General features: G+C 72.7%; 11 protein-coding genes. 8 read left to right on the top strand and 3 right to left on the bottom strand.

The annotated features are described in order from the left end of the window. The first annotated feature begins 29 nt into the window (after positions 1-29). The 3 genes from CRP50_RS03135 to CRP50_RS26300 are packed head-to-tail and all read left to right on the top strand — an operon-like array spanning position 30 to position 5,672. Positions 30-593 (top strand): hypothetical protein, encoded by a 564-nt coding sequence (locus tag CRP50_RS03135; protein ID WP_097277507.1) that lies wholly within the window; start codon positions 30-32, stop codon positions 591-593. Positions 594-645: 52 nt separating this feature from the next. Then, positions 646-1,941 (top strand): exonuclease SbcCD subunit D C-terminal domain-containing protein, encoded by a 1,296-nt coding sequence (locus CRP50_RS03130; RefSeq protein WP_097277506.1) that lies wholly within the window; start codon positions 646-648, stop codon positions 1,939-1,941. Next, positions 1,938-5,672: an AAA family ATPase gene (locus CRP50_RS26300; protein WP_097277505.1), complete on the top strand. Its 3,735-nt coding sequence runs from the start codon at positions 1,938-1,940 to the stop codon at positions 5,670-5,672. Before CRP50_RS03130 ends, CRP50_RS26300 begins: the two co-directional genes overlap by 4 nt. Positions 5,673-5,680: 8 nt before the next feature. Here CRP50_RS26300 and CRP50_RS03120 read toward each other — a convergent pair whose 3' ends face one another. From CRP50_RS03120 to CRP50_RS03110, 3 genes are read right to left on the bottom strand one after another with little or no spacing between them, the layout of a single operon-like run. Beyond that, positions 5,681-6,961 (bottom strand): cation:proton antiporter, encoded by a 1,281-nt coding sequence (locus tag CRP50_RS03120; RefSeq protein ID WP_097277504.1) that lies wholly within the window; start codon positions 6,959-6,961, stop codon positions 5,681-5,683. Between the two features lie 59 nt (positions 6,962-7,020). After that, positions 7,021-9,126 (bottom strand): EAL domain-containing protein, encoded by a 2,106-nt coding sequence (locus tag CRP50_RS03115; RefSeq protein WP_097277503.1) that lies wholly within the window; start codon positions 9,124-9,126, stop codon positions 7,021-7,023. After that, the gene (locus tag CRP50_RS03110; RefSeq protein ID WP_097277502.1) at positions 9,123-12,359 is read right to left on the bottom strand and encodes a PAS domain S-box protein; all 3,237 of its coding nucleotides are present in this window, start codon (positions 12,357-12,359) and stop codon (positions 9,123-9,125) included. The genes CRP50_RS03115 and CRP50_RS03110 overlap by 4 nt, the downstream gene beginning before the upstream one ends. Positions 12,360-12,691: 332 nt before the next feature. Here CRP50_RS03110 and CRP50_RS03105 point away from each other — a divergent pair, with 332 nt between their 5' ends. The 5 genes from CRP50_RS03105 (at position 12,692) to CRP50_RS03085 (ending at position 17,150) form a co-directional block, all read left to right on the top strand. After that, entirely contained in the window at positions 12,692-13,441 is a 750-nt protein-coding gene (locus CRP50_RS03105) for a helix-turn-helix transcriptional regulator (RefSeq protein WP_097277501.1), read from the top strand. Between the two features lie 195 nt (positions 13,442-13,636). Next, positions 13,637-14,335 (top strand): autoinducer binding domain-containing protein, encoded by a 699-nt coding sequence (locus tag CRP50_RS03100; protein ID WP_176524999.1) that lies wholly within the window; start codon positions 13,637-13,639, stop codon positions 14,333-14,335. A gap of 52 nt (positions 14,336-14,387) precedes the next feature. Continuing rightward, on the top strand, positions 14,388-15,038 hold the full coding sequence (locus CRP50_RS03095) for an exopolysaccharide biosynthesis protein (RefSeq protein ID WP_097277499.1): 651 nt from the start codon (positions 14,388-14,390) through the stop codon (positions 15,036-15,038). Between the two features lie 92 nt (positions 15,039-15,130). After that, positions 15,131-15,892, top strand: coding sequence for a Crp/Fnr family transcriptional regulator (locus CRP50_RS03090; protein ID WP_176524998.1), 762 nt, complete (start codon positions 15,131-15,133; stop codon positions 15,890-15,892). 445 nt (positions 15,893-16,337) lie between these two features. Further along, positions 16,338-17,150, top strand: coding sequence for a Crp/Fnr family transcriptional regulator (locus CRP50_RS03085; RefSeq protein WP_097277497.1), 813 nt, complete (start codon positions 16,338-16,340; stop codon positions 17,148-17,150). The last annotated feature ends 37 nt before the right edge of the window (positions 17,151-17,187 follow it).

The raw sequence follows: 17,187 nt of genomic DNA, 5'->3' as shown, positions 1-17,187 counted from the left end.
TCCCCGTTGGCCCCAGCCGGAGACGCCGCATGCCCCGCCGCCGCCCGCAGACCGTCCTCGCCGCCGCCGCCCTGCTCGCCCTCGCGGTGCCGCCGGGCGCCGCCTCGGCCGCCGAGGTACCGCGGACGCTCGCCGGCCTCGACCTCGGCATGACGCTGGACGCCGCCCGCGCCGCCGCGGTGGCGCAGAAGCTGCCGTTCAACGGCTGCGACACGGTGACGGTGCGCGGCGACGGCCGCCCGCTGGTCACCATCTGCTCGCACCAGGGCCTGTCCAAGGGCACCGAATTGGACCTCGAGCGCACCGACCTGCAGGTGTGGGCCGACGGCGCCGGCACCGTCTTCACCATCCGCAATGCCACGCCCATCTCCTGCCGTCCGGAAGAACAGGTGGGCGTGGTGCGCGACATCCAGGCCCGCTACGAGGGCATCGCCCAGTGGCAGCCGGCCTGGAGCTGGACCGGCGGCGACGGCACCACGGCGCTCGACGTCGAGATGAAGAACGCCGAGGCGCCGTGCTCGGTGGTCAGCGAGATCCGCACCATCGCCACCCACGATGCGGTCGCCGCGGCGTTGAAGGCGGAGTTCGAGTGACGCGCCGCCGCGACACGTGACGCCGGCCCCGGCGCTCTGGCATGATCGCGCCATGACCGCTTCGCCCCCGCCGCTCCGCCTCCTCCACACCTCCGACTGGCACCTGGGCCAGGAGCTGCACGGCCTCTCCCGCGAGGGGGAGCACCGCGCCTTCCTGGAGTGGCTGCTGGCCACCCTCGACACCGAGCAGGTCGATGCCCTGCTGATCACCGGCGACGTGTTCGACAGCCAGAACCCGCCGGTCGCCGCCCAGGCGCTGTTCTACGAATTCCTGGCGCGCGCCAAGCGGGCGCGGCCCGACCTCGACGTCGTCGTCATCGGCGGCAACCACGACAGCGCGGCGCGGCTGGAGGCGCCCAACGCCCTCCTGCGGCCGCTCGACGTGCACGTGGTCGGCAGCCTGCCGAAGGAGCCCGAGCGCCTGCTGGTGCCGCTCACCGACCGCAGCGGCCGCCTGCGCGCGGTGGTCGCCGCCATCCCCTTCCTGCGCCTCGCCGACCTGCCCGTGCCGACGCCGGGCGAGGACGTGGAAGACACCCTGGTGTGGGGTGTGCGGACCGTGCACGAGCGCGTCTTCGCCGCCGCCCGCGCCCGCTGCGCCGAGTTTGGCGGCCTGCCGCTGATCGCCACCGGGCACTGCTACATGGTCGGCACCGCCCTGTCGGAACTGAGCGAGCGCCGCATCCTCGGCGGCAACCAGCACGCCCTGCCGGTGGACCTGTTCCCGGCCGACTGCACCTATGTCGCCCTCGGCCACCTGCACAAGCCGCAGGCGGTGGGGGGGCGGGAAACGGTGCGCTATGCCGGCAGCCCCTTCCCCCTGTCGGTGACGGAAAAGGACTACCCGCACCAGGCGGTGCTGGTGGAGATTTCCGCCGAAGGCCCGGCCGCCGTGCGCGCCCTGCCCATCCCCCGCACCGTCGACTACCTGCGCGTCCCCCGCACCGGCGCCGCCGCGCCCGAGCCGGTGCTGGCGGAGCTGCGCGCCCTCGACGTCGCCGAGGCGCCGGCCCGCGACCTGCGGCCCTACCTGGAGGTGGTCGTCCGCCTCGACCGCCCGAGCCCGTCGCTGCGCCATGAGGTGGAGCAGGCTCTGGAGGGCAAGCCGGTGCGCCTCTGCCGCCTCGCGGTGGAGTATGCGACGCCCGAGGCCGGCGGCCCGGCGGCGGCGGAGACGCCCGACCTCGCCGGCCTGCACCCGGAAGAGGTGTTCGAGCGCGCCTGGGCCAGGCTCTACCCGGACGAACCGCCCGAAGAGACCCATCTGGCCGCCTTCCGCGAACTGCTGGAGAGCCTGGATGGCGACGCGCCCGCCGCCTCCGCCCCCGCGACGGAGCCCGTGGCATGAGGATCCTCGCCATCCGCGGCCGCAACCTGACCTCGCTCGCCGGCGACTTCGCGGTGGACTTCGAGGACGGGCCGCTGGCCGCCGCCGGCCTGTTCGCCATCACCGGCCCGACGGGCGCCGGCAAGTCGACCCTGCTCGACTGCCTGTGCCTCGCCCTCTACGACCGCTTCCCGCGCCTGGAGAACGCCGCCCGTGTCGCCGTCGGGGCGGCGGGGGCGGATGCCACCATGCTGGTCACCGGCACCGACCCGCGCACCATTCTGCGCCACGGCGCCGCGGAAGGCTTCGCCGAGGTCGACTTCGTCGGCCGCGACGGCGGCCGTTACCGCGCCCGGTGGGAGGTGCGGCGGGCCCGCAACAAGGCAGACGGCAAGCTGCAGGCGCAGGGCATGAGCCTCACCTGCCTGACCACCGGCGGGCAGCTGGGCGGCACCAAGACCGAGACGCTGGCCGCCATCGGCGAGCGCACCGGCCTCACCTTCGAGCAGTTCCGCCGCTCCGTGCTGCTGGCGCAGGGCGACTTCGACGCCTTCCTCAAGGCCAAGCCCGCCGACCGCGCCGACCTGCTGGAACTGATGACCGGCACCGAGGTCTACGGCCGCCTGTCGCAGGCCGCCTACGAGCGTCACAAGGCCGAACGCGGCGCCCTCGACGCCCTGGAGATGGAGCGCCGGGCGCTCGCCATCCTGTCGCCCGAGGACCGCGCCGAGGCCGAGCGCCTGGTCGCCGAGGCGGAGGCCGAGGCCAAGGCGGCGCAGGAGGGGCTGGACGGCCTCCGCGCCCAGATCGCCTGGCACCGCGAAACCCGCCGCCTCGCCCAGGCGGTGACCGAGGGCGAGACCGCCCTCGCCGCCGCCGAAGCCGCCCAGGACGAGGCGGCGCCGGAACGGGCGCGGCTCGCGGCCTTGCGCCGCCTGCACCGCCTGCGCCCCGTCGTCGCCGAGGCCGACCGCCTTGAGGCCGAGGCCGCCCGCCTGTCCGCCGCCGCCACCGAGGCCGGCGCGCGGGTGGAGCGCACCGCCGCAGCCCTCGCCACGGCGGAAGCCGCGCGCGACGCCGCCCGCACCGCCCTGGCCAAAGCCGAGGCCGCCTTCAAGGACGCCGGGCCGCAGCTCGACGCCGCCGCCGACCTCGACAGCCGCATCCACACGGCGGCGGAACACAAGGAGCGCTGCGCCGCCGTCCGCGAGAAGGAGGTCGCCGCCTGCGCCCGCGCCGAGGCGGCGCCGGCCGACCACACCCGCGCCCGCGACGCCGCCGCCCGCACCGCCGCGGAGGCGCGCGACTGGCTGGCGGCGCACGAGGGGCACCGCCTGCTCGCCGACCAGACCGACCGCTGGACCGCCGCCCTCGCCGACTGGGCGGCCGCCTCCGCCGCCCGCGATGCCGCTGCGGCCAAGGGCGCCGCCCGCGCCGCCTCCGTCACCGACCTCACCGCCCGCAAGAACAAGCGCGAGGCCCAGCGCAGCGAGCGCACCGAGGCCCTGGTCGCCGCCGAACGCGACCTGACGCCGGTCGTCGAGCGCCTCGCCGCCCTCGACCCCGATGCCCTGGAAGACCGCCGCCTCGCCGCCGCCGGCCGTGCCGATGCGGTCGCCGCGCTGGTCGCCCTCGCCCGCTCCGCCCGCGACGTCGCCGAGCGGCAGACCGCCCTCAGCAAGCGGGTCCGCACCGCCGCCGCTGCCCGCGACGCCGCCGCCGAGGCCGTCGCCGCCGTCGGACGCGAACGGCCGGAGGTGGACGCCCGCCTGTCGGAAGCCCGCCGGGCGCTCGACCTCTCGCGCGCCGCCGCCGACGAGGTGGCCGCCCGCCTGCGCGGCCTGCTGCGCGACGGCGATCCCTGCCCGGTCTGCGGTTCGCCCGATCACCCCCTCGCCCACACCGACACGGCCTTCGACGGGCTGGTGCGCGAGCAGCAGGCGCGGGTGCGGGAGTTCGAACAGCAGATGCGCCTGCTCGACGACCGCTGGCGCACGGCCGCCGCCGAACGCGACGCCGCCGCCGCCATCCTCGACGCCTGCCACGGCGACGAGCGCCGCCTGAAGGCGGAAGCGGACCGCATCGCCGCGGACTGGACGGAGGCCTTGCCGCGCGCGCCGCTGGCGGACCTGCCGCCGGAGCCCGCCGCGGCCGACGCCGGCGTCCTGGAAGCGGCGGTCGCCGAGACGGCGCAGGCCCTGGCCGCCGCCACGGACGAGCTCAAGCAGGCCGCCCAACTGCGCGGCGAGATCGACCGCCGCAAGGCGCAGATCGACCAGATGCGCCTGGAGATCGCCCAGCACGGCGACACCCTCTCCACCCTCGGCGAGAGCCTCGCCAAGGCCGAAGCCGAGCGCACCGCCGCCGAGCAGGAAGCCGCCCGCGCCGCCCGCGCCGCCGAGGCCGCCGCCGCCGCCCTCGCCGCACCGCTCGCCGCCCTGCCCGGCTGGCAGGAGCGCGCCGCCGCCGATGCGGCCGCAGTGATCGCCGAGGTCGAGGCCCTGGCCGCCGCCTACGCCGGCCGCCGCGCCGCCCTGACGGAGGCGGAGGCGGAAACCCAGCGCCTCGCCGCCGCCATCGGCGCCGCCGAGGCCGAGGCCCGCGCCGCCCGCGCCCGTCGCGACGAGGCCGGCGCCTCCCTCGATGAAGCGGCGCAGCGGCTCGCCCGCCTGACCGCCGCGCGGGCCGGCCTGTTCGGTGGCGAGCCGACCCAGGCCGTGCGCTCGCGCCTCAACCAGGCGCGCCTGCACGCGCAGGAGCACGCCGACCGCACCGCCGCCGCCTGCGCCGAGGTCCAGGCCGCCCGCACCGCCGCCGAAGCCGCCGCCGAAGACCTGCGCCGCCGCCTCCGCGAGACCCGCGATGCCCTCACCGCCGCCGTCGCCGCCCGCGATGCCGCCCTGGCCGACGCTGGTGCCTCCCTGGCCGAAGCCCGCACCGCCCTCGCCGTCTCCGACGAGGCGTTGACCGAGGCGGAGGAGCGGGTGCGCCGGCTGGACGAGGCCGTCGGCCAGGCCCGCGCCGTGCTCGCCGACCGCCGCGACGCCCTGGCCCGCCACCGCGAGACGCCGGCGCCCGAGGACGACGAGGAGGCGCTCGCCGCCCGCGCCCTGGAGGCGGAGGCCCTGTGCGAGACGGCCCGCCAGCGCGGCGCCGAGCAGCGCGCCCGCCTCGCCCACGATGCCCGCCAGCGCGACAAGGGTGCCGACCTCGCGGCGCGTATCGCCGCCCAGCGCAAGACCACCGACCTGTGGGCGGCGCTCAACGAGGTCATCGGCTCGGCCAACGGCGACAAGTTCCGCCGCTTCGCCCAGAGCCTGACCCTCGACCGCCTGCTCATGCTCGCCAACTGCCACCTGGAGGAGTTGACGGCGCGCTACGTGCTGCAGCGGGCGCCGGGCGGCGAGCTGGACCTGCAGGTGGTCGACCGCGAGATGGGCGACGAGGTGCGCGGCGTCGGCTCGCTGTCGGGCGGCGAGCGCTTCCTGGTGTCGCTGGCGCTGGCCCTCGGCCTCGCCTCCATGTCCGGCGAGCGGTCGCTGGTCGAGAGCCTGTTCATCGACGAAGGGTTCGGCGCGCTCGACGCCGACAGCCTGGACGTCGCCCTGTCGGCCCTGGAAGCCTTGCAGGCGACGGGGCGCAAGGTCGGCGTCATCAGCCACGTGCAGGCCATGGTCGACCGCATCGGCGTGCAGATCCGGGTGGCGAAGGCCGGCGGCGGGCGATCGGTGGTGGCGTGCGTACAGGCCTGACCGGCCCCTCATTCGGTCTGGCGCACGGCCTGCCGGCGCTCCGTTTCCGGCTGGTAGAGCGTGCGGTCGAGCCAGCGCATGACCGGTGTCGAGGCGATGCCGTGCACCACCACCGACACCAGCACCGTGAAGCCGACCACCGACCACACGGCCTTCAGCTCGGGAAACGCGGCATGGCCGGCGGCGAAGGCCAGATAATAGAACGACCCGACGCCACGAATGCCGAAGAACGCCGTCACCGCCGCCTCGCGCCTGTGCTGGCGGGTCGGCAGGAGGGCGAGCAGGCCTGTCAGCGGCCGCACCAGGAACACCATCAGCAATGCCCCGACGGCGCCGGGCCACGTCAGGGCGTCGAGCAGCCCGCCGACCAGGCTGCCGCCGAACAGCACCAGCAGCACCATCATCAACAGGCGCTCGATCTGTTCGATGAAGTGATGCAGGTGGACGACGTAGTCGCCTTCGTGCGTGCGCTCCGCCCGCCGCAGCACCACGGCGGCGGCGAAGACGGCGATGAAGCCGTAGCCGTGCGCCAGTTCGGCGGCAGCATAGCTGATGAAGGTGACGCCGACGGCCACGAAGCCGTCGCGCGTCGCCGACAGCACCACCCGGTCGTCGCGCCCGAACACCAGCCAGCCGAGCAGCCGCCCGACGCCGTAGCCGATGCCCGCCCCGGCCGCCAGCTGCCACACCACGTCCACCAGCAGCCAGTCCCAGGTCCACGGCCCGCCGGTGCTGCCGTTGAGCGCGAGGCCGATGGCGAGCCAGGTGAAGGGAAAGGCGAGGCCGTCGTTGAGCCCCGCTTCCGACGTCAGGGCGAAGCGCACATCGCCGCCTGGGCCGGAGCGCGGCGGCCCGACCTGCACGTCGGCGGCCAGCACCGGGTCCGTCGGCGCCAGCACGGCCCCGAGCAGCATGGCGGTCGCTGGCGGCAGGCCGAGCAGCAGCGTCCCGACCCCGTAGCCGGCGGCGATGCACAGCGGCATGGTGACGCTGAGCAGCCACCACGTCGAACTCCAGCGCCGCACCCCCGGCCGCTCGTCGATGCGCAGGCCGCAGCCGGTGAGCGCGATCAGCACCACCAGTTCCGTCATGCGCTCGGTGGGCGTCAGCCAGTCGGCGGGGTGCAGGGCGCTGCCGCCTTCCGGCAGGGCGAAGACGACGGCGCCGAGGGCGATGCACACCAGCGGCAGGGACAACGGCAGCTCGCGCGTCACCAGCGGCACCCAGGCCACCAGCAGCACCAGCAGCCCGAGGCCGCCCAGGAGGGCGACGTAGGGATCGACGATCATCCGGCCTCCGCGACAAGGATCCGGACGATCAACGGCTTGGCCGGCGCGGCGATGCGTCGTCAGGCGGGAACGCGGCCGCTCACGAAGTCGAGGAAGTCGGCGGGCGGCAGGGGCCTCGCGTAGAGGTAGCCCTGCCCCAGGTCGCAGCCGAGGTCGCGCAGGACGGCGGCGTGTTCCTCGGTCTCGATGCCTTCGGCCACCACGTTCAGGTCGAGGGCGCGGGCGAGGTCGACGATGGTGCGGGCGACGGCGCGATCGGCGGCGCGATCGGGCATGTGGCGGACGAAGGACTGGTCAATCTTCAGGGTCGACAGCGGCAACTGCCGCAGCGTGCCGAGCGACGAATAGCCGGTGCCGAAGTCGTCGATGGCGACCGACGCGCCCATGTCGCGCCACTCGCCCAGCATGCGCACGGCATCGGCGACGTCGCTCATCACCGCGCTTTCGGTGATTTCCACCTCGAGGCACGAGGGCGTCAGGCCGGCGCCGTCGATGGCGGCGCGCACCCGCCGCGTCAGGTCGTGGACGCGGAACTGGCGGCCCGACACGTTCACCGCCACCACCAGGTCCGTATGGCCGGCGTCGTGCCAGATGCGGGTCTGGCGGCAGGCTTCCGTCATCACCCAGTCACCGATGGCGACTATGACGCCGGTATCCTCGGCGACCGGGATGAACTGCGCCGGCGACACGAGCCCGAGTTCGGGATGCTGCCAGCGCACCAGCGCCTCCATGCCGGCGACGCGCCCCGAGGCGAGGTCGATCTTCGGCTGGTACAGCAGGCGCAGCTGGCCGCGTTCCACCGCATGGCGCAACTCGCGCTCCAGCACGTGGCGGCGGCCGATGGCCTCCTCCATTTCGGCGTGGAAGACGGTGACACCGGCATCGCCCCGCACCCGACCCGCGAACACGGCGAGCCCCGCCCGCTGGACCACCCGCGGCGCCAGCGCACCGTGCTCGGGGAAGCGGGAGACGCCGATGCGGCAGTCGAGCACCAGTTCGTTGCCGTCGACGTGGAACGGTTCCTCGATGGCCTCGCGCAGGGCCGTGGCGAGGTCCTGGCCGCTGTCGGCGCTGTAGTCGCACACGCCGTCCATGTTCTCGCACAACACCAGGAAGTCGGCGGCACCCCAGGCGCCCACCACGGCGCGACCGCCGCTGGCTTCCTCCAGCCGTTCGCCGGCGGCGCGCAGCACCTTTTCCGCCACCGCATGGCCGAGGGTGTCGCCGATGCGGCGCAGGCCCTGGATCGCCACGTAGAGCGCGAGGCCACCGCGCCCTTCGTCGATCATGGTGGTCAGGCGGGTGATGAGGGCGGTGCGGTTGGGCAGCTCGGTGATCGGGTCGTGGCGGGCGAGGAAGGCCATTTCCTCCTCCGCCAGCTTGCGCTTGGTGACGTCGCGGCCGATGAGGATGACCCACGGCGCGCCGTCGATCTCCATGGTGGCGAGCGAGGCTTCCAGCGGGAAGATGCTGGCATCGCTGCGCCGGGCCATGGTCTCCAGCGTGCCGACGCGCGGCGTCCAGCCCTCCCCCAGGAACGTGGCGAGCGGCAGGCCGGCGGCTTCGGCGGCGCCGATGTGGAAGGTCTGTTCCGCCGCCGGGTTGAACTGGCGGATGCGGCCTTCGGCATCGGCGGTGACGATGATGTCGGCGGCGTTGCGCAGGATGCCCGACAGATGCGCCTCGCGGGCGTGCAGCTCGGCGGTGCGCTCGGCCACCAGGCGTTCCAGCGCCTCTGCGTGGTCGCTGCGCTCGCGCCACAGGAGTTCCACTTCCAGCGTGTTGCGGATGCGGTAGAGGGTCTCGGTGCGGTCGAAGGGCTTGGTGATGAAATCGCGCACGCCCGCCTGCAGGGCCTGCAGGCGGGTCTGGCTGTCGGTCTGCGCCGTCATGACGATGACCGGCAGGAAGGCGTCCTCCCCCACCAGGGCGCGCAGGCGGCGGATGACCTCGTGGCCGTCCATGCCCGGCATGCGGATGTCGCACAGCACCAGATCGAAGGGCTGCGCCGCGAACAGCGCCACCGCCTGGGTCGGATCGGTGACGCCGGTGACGTCCGTATAGCCCTCGTCGTCGAGCATTTCCTCGAGCAGGGCGACGTTCACCGGGTTGTCGTCGACCACCAGCAGCCGCGCGTCGCGGACGAGTTCCTGCAGCCGGTTCATGACGGACGTCCCTCCACCGCTGTGCGGATCGCCTGCATCAGCTGGGGAATGACCACCGGCTTGGTCAGATAGGCGGTGAAGCCGGCGGCGATGCCCTTCTGGATGCTGGACGCGGTGGCATTGGCCGTCAATGCGATGATGGGGGTGGCGCTCGTCTCCGGCTGCTCGCGCAGGAACGCGAGCGCCTGGAAGCCGTCCATGCCGGGCAGGTTGATGTCCATGAGGATGAGATCGGGCCGCTCGCGCACCGCCAGCTCGATGCCGAGTTCCGCCGTGTGGGCCGTGCGCAGGTCGACGCCCCCGAGTTCGTCCATCACCTCTTCCATGAGCCTCATGTTCGCCGGATTGTCCTCGACGTACAGAACGCGGAGGGAGGGACCGGCGGACGCATCGGCAGTAGTGTCGTCGGGTGTTTCGATTTCCGCCGGTATGTCGAGCCGGGCTTCGGAGAGCGGCATCTCCACCCAGAAGGTGGAGCCGACGCCGACCTCGCTCTCGACGCCGAGCGTGCCGCCCATGCGCTCGGTCAGCTCGCGGGTGATGGTCAGGCCGATGCCGGTGCCTTCCACCTCCGTCGTCTCGGCGCCCAGGCGGTTGAACGGCTCGAACAACGAGGCGAACTTGTCGGCGGGGATGCCGCGCCCCGTGTCGGTGACGGCGAAGCGGAGCATGCCCGGCGCGCCGGGGCCGACGGCGAGGGTGAGGCGGCCCGCCTCGCGGTTGTACTTCACGGCGTTGGACAGGAGGTTCAGCAGCACCTGCTTGAGGCGCGTGTAGTCGGCCCGCACGCCCGGCAGCGGCAGGGCGAAGCCGCGCTGCACGGCGATGCCGCGACGCTCCGCCAGGGTCTCGGTGATGGACAGGCACTCGTCGAGGACGTCGGCGGGCGAGATGTCCTCGATGGACAGCGTCAGCTTGCCGGCCTCGATGCGCGCCAGGTCCAGCACCTCGTTGATGAGGTCGAGCAGGTGCTGGCCGCCCTTCAGGATGTGCTGGACGTGGCTCTTCTGCTTGTCGGTCAGCGGGTCCTTGCGGCTCGCTTCCAGCAACTGGGCGAAGCCGAGGATGGCGTTGAGCGGCGTGCGCAATTCGTGACTCATGGACGACAGGAATGCGGACTTGGCCTCGTTGGCGCGCTCCGCCTCCTCCTGGGCCAGCCGCAGTTCGGTGATGTCGGTGCGGATGCCGACCCGCCCGCCGCCGGGCAGCGCCGTTTCCGCCACGCGCACCCAGCGCGGCCGCCCCTGGTCGTCGATCAGCCGCTCCTCGTACAGTTCCTGCGGCAGGCGATGGCGCGCCATGCGCTCGGCGACGAACTCCTCCTCGCGGCCCGCGGCGTTCAGGTACTGGCCGTCGCGCACGCCGGCCCGGACCATGTCCTCGAAGGGAACGCCGACGCGGACATGGGGGGCGAGGCGCGGATAGAGCTGCGTCATGCGCTCGTTCCACAGCACGATGCGGTCGTCGGCGTCGATGAGGATGAAGCCGTCGGTGATGTTGTCGATGGCGACCCGCAGGCGGCGCTGGCTTTCCTGCACCGCCACCTCGGCCGCCTTGGCGCGGGTGATGTCGCGCACCACGCCGAGCATGCGCCCGGGTCGGCCGTCGCCATCCCGCACCACGTCGCCGCGTTCGTGGACCCAGCGCACGGTACCGTCCGGCCATACCACCCGGTGTTCGATGTCGTAAACGCGGCCCTGCTCGATACAGGCCACGACAGCCGACTGCAGCCGCTTGCGGTCCTGCGGATGGACGCAGGCGAGGAAGTTCTCGTAACTCGTTTCCAGCGTTCCGTCAGGGTAACCGAACAGCTTGGGGATCCGTTCCGACCAATAAAGCTCGCCGGTGCGGATGTTCCAGTCCCAGGTGCCGATATCTGCGAAGGCGGTGGCACGCTGCAGGCGGTCCTGGCTCAGCTTCAGCGCCTCCTGGGCTCGCTTCCGGTCGGTGATGTCCTGCATGACACCGAACACGGCCGTCACGCTGCCGTCCGCCGCCACCTCGCAGCGCCCGAGGATGGCGACGTCGCGCACCTCTCCCGACGGCAGGATCACGCCCGCGTCGATCGAGAAGCCGCCCGCCGTGGCAATCGCCCGCTGCACCGCCGCCTGGACCAGCGAACGGTCGGTCGGCGGATGGCACTGCACCACGCTCTCGACGGTCGGCACGAAGTCCTCGCGGGTGCGGCCGAAGATGCGGTACATGCCGTCGGACCATGTCACCTGCAGGTTGGCCCGCTCCACCCGCCAGTTGCCCATGAGAGAGAGTTCTTCGGCGAGCCGCAGCAGGCGGTTGCGCTCCACCAGGGCCTGCTCGGCCGCGACACGGGCCGACAGGTCGCGCAGCACGCCGGTGAAGAAGACCTCGCCGTCCAGGTCGACGCGGCTGACCGCCAGGTCGCAGGGGAAGATGGTGCCGTCCTTGCGGCGGGCCGGCACCTCGCGCCCGATGCCGATGATGTGGGGCACGCCGCTGCCGAGATAGCGCCGCATGTAGCCGTCGTGGCCGGCAGCGTGCGGTTCGGGCATCAGCATGTGGACGTTGCGGCCGACCATTTCGCTCTCGGAGTAGCCGAAGAGGCGCACGGTGGCGGCGTTGACACCCTGGATGATACCGGACGAGTCGATGGTCAGGATGGCGTCGACGGCCGTCTCCAGGATGGCGCGCTGGCGCTGTTCGCTGGCCTTCAGGGCCTGCTGGGCCCGCAGGGTCGCTTCCTCGCGCGCCGTCGCATCGCGCAACGCATTCCGCAAATCCATGGCGTCCATGGCCATGGCCGCGAGGTCGACCAGCACCTGCCGCTGTTCTTCCGTCAGGGCGCGCGGCTTGCGGTCGATGATGCAGAGCGACCCGAGCGCCACCCCGTCGGCGGTAAGCAGCGGCGCCCCCGCGTAGAACCGGATGCCGGGGTCGCCGGTGACGAGGTCGGTGCCGACGAAGCGGGCATCGACGGTGGCATCGGGCACTTCCAGGATGTCGCGCCCCTGGATGGTGTGGGCGCAGAACGCGACCTCGCGCGGGGTTTCCCGGACGTCGAGCCCGAAGGCCGACTTGAACCACTGGCGGTCGGCGTCCACCAGCGAGACCGCCGCGATGGGAACGTCGAACAGGCGCGCCGCCAGACGGGTCACGCGATCGAAGCTCTCCTCCGGCGGCGTGTCCAGGATGGCGTAGGCGCGCAGCCGCGCGAGCCGATGAGCCTCGTCTTCAGCGAGCGTGTTCACAGGAGTCACGAGATGTCGTTCCCACTCTTCAGAGCCTGACCTAATGGATCAGGCATTGCAACACTCGGACCAGACCAGGACCCGACTGGATTATCCGGCGCCATAGTAAGTGTATGGATTTGTTCGCCAAGCCCGGCGGAAGTCATAACCCGCGGTAGGGCGCCGCCCCGGTCCGGTGGGAGCGGACCGGGGGGCTGTGCCAGCGGCGCAGCGGCACCTGGGGTTGGGCATGGGGTTCGGCTGCGCCGTCGGAGTATATCCGCCAGGTAGCGGACGCTCGACAGTAGCTCACCGATACGGTACCTCCCTATACTCCAAATCGAGGATGCCGGAGCCCCCGCATGCCCCCTCGCCGCCCGCGCGCCGCGGTCCTGCCGCCCGACTGGATGAGCCGGATCGCCGACACGGCGACCATGGACGACCTCGGCGCCGTCTCGGCGACCCTGGTCGAGGGGCTCGGCTTCCGCATGCCCACCTACGGCCTGTTCCTCGGCGCCGCCGGCATGCCGGCGCCGGCCGGTCTGTTCACCACCTTTCCCGCCGCCTGGGTGGAGCACTACCTGGCGACGGAGGCGGCGGCGGTCGACCCGGTGGTGCACCACGCCCACGGGACGCGCGATCCCTTCACCTGGAGCGAGATCCCGGCGGCCCGCATCGGTCCGGCGGAGGCGGAGCACCTGCGGCGGGCGGCCGACTTCGGCATCGTCGACGGGCTGACGGTGCCCTTGGCCACCAGCAATGCCATCGGCGTCTTCACCGCGCTGGCCGACGGCAGCCGGGCTGAACGCGCCGCCGCCCTGCGCATGCGGCGGGACGGCATCGCCGCCCTCGCCATGGCGGTGCACGACCGGGCCATCCGGCTGTGCCGCTCCGCCCGCCTGCCGGCCGCCCCGACCCTGTCGCCGCGCGAACGGGAATGCCTGCAGTGGCTGGTCGTCGGCAAGTCGGGCAGCGAGATCGGCGAAATTCTCGGCATCAGCGACTTGACGGTGACGCAGCACCTCAAGTCGGCCATGCGAAAGCTCGGCGTATACAACCGGGTGCATCTGGCGGTGCGCGCCGTCGCACTGGGATTGGTCGCGCCGGAGTAGCAGCCTCCGCCACCTATACAATCGACATTGTCCCCATTATAGTTGTCCAGGGACGGGGCAGCCGCACCACCGCCGGCCGACGGCGGCACGCTGCTGCACCGGAGGGGGTATCCGCACAGCGGATTTGGGGGAAACGGGATGTGGGACCCTGGAGGGACTCGCGGCACGTCGTCATTCGTCCTGCCATCGGGCTGGATGACCCGCATCGGCAACGCGAACAGCGTCGCGGACCTGCAGGCGATCGCCGACGATCTCGCCGAGCGCATCGGTTTCGGCAGCGTCACCTACACCCAGCACCTGCCGCAGGACCCCGACCGGGTCCCCCTGTTCTTCACCCGCTATCCGGACGACTGGGTCGAACACTACAGCGGCAACCACTTCGGCGCCGTCGACCCGGTGATCCGCCTGGCTAAACTCGGCCGGCCCTTTTGCTGGCGCGACATCCCCGACCGCTACCAGGGCGACGACGGGCGCCACGTGCTGAACGAGGCGCGCGACTTCGGCATCATCGACGGGTTCTGCGTGCCCGTGCTCGGCGGGCCGGTGATCGGCGCGCTCAACGCCCTGCCCGTGGGCTCGGCGCGCGAGCGGGAGGAAGCGCTGCGCTACGGTGTCGAGTCCCTGGTCGCCCTCGGCCATCTCGTGCACGAACGCGCCCGCCTCCTGACCATGCGGCAGGCGCGCGACATCGTCGCCGCCCTGACGCCGGTGGAGAGCGAGATGGTGCAGCGCCTCATGACCGGCCTCAGCGAAGACCAGGTGGTCGGTGCCATGCGCCTCGGCGAGGGGGAATTCCGCCGCCTGCTGGGATCGGTGATGGGCAAGCTCGGCGCCACCGACCCCCACCAGCTGCGCGCCCGCACCGCCCTGCTCGGCCTCGCCGACGCACCGTGACCGGACCGGCGTCGGCAGCCGCGCCGGCGCGGCAGGCGTTGAGCCGCACGCCATGTCCACCCCACCGCCCCATGCCCCGCAGACGCCGGCCGTCGGCGACGGGGACTCCGCCAGCGCCGTGCTCCACCGCCTCGCCGAGACGTGGCCGGAGGAGCGCGTCGCCCTGAACGGGTTGATCGACGCGCTCGGCGACCGCGCCTACGGGCTGCTGATCCTGGTGCTGGCGGTGCCCAACATCGTGCCCAACCCGGTGCCCGGCCTGTCCGGGGTCATGGGCGTGCCGCTGGCGCTGGTGTGCCTGCAGATGGCGGCGGGCCGGGCCTCGCCCTGGCTGCCGCGGATGATCGGCCGGCGCAGCGTGTCGCGCGACGGCTTCCGGCGGGTCATGGCGAAGGCCCTGCCGCGTGTCCGCTGGTTCGAGCGGGCGCTGCGGCCCCGCCTGCCGGCGCTGACCACCCCGGCCATGGAGCGCCTGCTCGGCGCCGTCTGCGCCGGCCTCGCGGTGCTCCTGGCGCTGCCCATCCCCTTCGGCAACACGCCGACCGCCATCGCGCTCACCATCCTCGCCCTCGGCCTGGTGGAGCGCGACGGCGTCTTCGTGGCGGCCGGGCTGGCGGCCGCGGCGGTGGGGGCCGGCATCGCCGGAATGCTCGGCTGGGGCGCCGTCGAGGCCTGGCAGGCCGCCGCGCGCGAGCTGCTGTAACCTGCCGCAGGGGCTACCCTTACCACCGGTGATGATGCATCCACCCGGCTTCCACAACCGTCTTTTTTCCGACCATGACGGGAAGGAGACCCATGACGCATCCGGCCGACCGCCTCTTTCACCGACTGCAGGCCGTGCTCGACCTGCCGCCGGAGGATCGCCGAACCCTGGAGGGGGCCTTCATCCGCTGCGAGACCGTGCCGGCGGGCACGGTGCTGGTGCGCGAGGCGGAGCCCAACCGCATCGGGTTCCTCATCGCCTCCGGCTGGGCCATGCGCGAGCGGCACCTGCGCGACGGCAGCCGCCAGGTCATCAATTTCCTGGTACCCGGCGACCTGAGCGAGCCCGGCGCCTTCGTCACCGACGATGCCGACCACACGGTGACCACCCTCACCGAGGCCAAGGTCTGCCGCTTCACCCACCGCGACTGGTTCATGGCCATGACCGCTACCCGCCCCCTGTCCGCCGCCCTGTGGTGGCTGTCGGCGCACGAGGAGGCGGTGGTGAAGGAGCATCTGGTCTCCATCGGCCGGCGCTCGTCGCGCAACCGCCTGCTCTACCTGCTGTGGGAATTGTGGCGGCGCCTGCGCATGGCGGGCCTGGCCGAGAACGGCAGCTTCACCTTTCCGGTGGGGCGCGAAGTGCTGGCCGACGCCACCGGCCTGACGCCGCGCCATCTGGGCCGCGTGCTGGCGGAGGTGCGCGGCAGCGACATCCTGACGCTGGAGCGCGGCCGGGTTCATATCCACGACCCGGCCCGGTTGCTCACCGAAATCGACTGCCGCGACGTCTACCTGCAGATCACACCGATCGCCGAGAGCCTGCGGGAGGTTCTTCGCCAGCCCCGGCCGTGACCGCCGCGTCACCTTCCGGCGAGGCGTACCCGCAGGTGCCGCAGGTCACCAGATGCCAGGTGCCGGGGAACAGGTCGGCGAACAACTCGGCCGAGACCGTGACGTCGGACGCGGGCAGACAGGAGCGGCACAGGATGGCGCCGTCGATCGAACGCCTGAACATCTCTCTCATCGTGTGCTCCATGATGGCCCGGCACGGATGCCGAAAACCGCACCACCAGGAATAGCACGACTGCGGGAAAAGGCTCGCTGACATATGTCCCGCGCCGGGAAAAGCGAGCCGCGCGACATATGTCCTCGCACGTCCTGCGGGGTGCGCGGATACTGCCCCTAGTCGTAGGTTCTTTAAAGAATGCTGCACAATAAGGCCTGAACCCGGACCCTTAATGCCCGACCAATCCCTGCCGTTTGCTCCGGTTGCGCCCGCCCCGGAGACCCGCCCCTGATGCCGACCCCCGAGTTCCTGCTACGGAAACTCAACACGGCGCTCGAGCTGCCGCGCGGTGACCGCGAGACGTTGTTGCGCCTGCTCGGCAGTGCGACACACGTGCGCAGTGGTGCGCTTCTCGCGCGCGAGGGCGAACCGCTGGCCGGCGGCTTCGTAGTCGGCTCGGGCTGGGCGGTGCGCGAGCGCCTGCTCAGCGACGGCCGCCGGCAGGTCATCAACTTCATGTTGCCGGGCGACCTGTCGCACGCCGGCCCCTTCGTCGGCGCCACGGCCGACCATACAGTGACGGCGCTGACCGACATGACGGTGCTGCGCTTCGCCCCGGCCGCCTGGGCCGCCGCCGTGCGCGACAGCGGCACGCTGTCGGCCGCCCTGTGGTGGCTGGCGGCGCACGAGGAGGCGCTGCTGAAGGAACACGTCGTCGCCCTCGGCCGGCGGGCGGCCAAGGAACGCATCCTCTATCTGGTGTGGGAGGTATGGCGCCGCCTGACGCTGGTCGGCCTCGCCACCAACGGCACCTTCGACTTCCCCGTCGGCTACGAGACCCTGGCCGACGCCAGCGGCATGACGCCGCGCCACCTCGGCCGCGTGCTCAACGGCCTGCACGAGGACGGCATCATCCGCTTCAAGGCGGGCATCCTGACCATCCTGGACCACGACCGCCTGCGCGACGCCTGCGACTGCCGCGACGAGCACCTGCGCATCGTGCCCATCCCCGAAGCCGCCCGCCGCGCCTTCGAAACCGCCGGCAGCGCCGACGCCACGTCGGCCCCGGCGGCGGCGGCCGCGCCGCGCATGCGGGAACCCTGACGCCATGACGAAAGGGGCGGCCCGCGAGCCGCCCCTT

It is taken from the genome of Caenispirillum bisanense (assembly GCF_900230255.1).
GTDB classification, from domain to species: Bacteria; Pseudomonadota; Alphaproteobacteria; order Rhodospirillales; family Rhodospirillaceae; genus Caenispirillum; species Caenispirillum bisanense_A.
The sequence above is the reverse complement of the archived record's forward strand: the minus strand, read 5'-3'. Positions and strand labels throughout refer to the sequence as shown.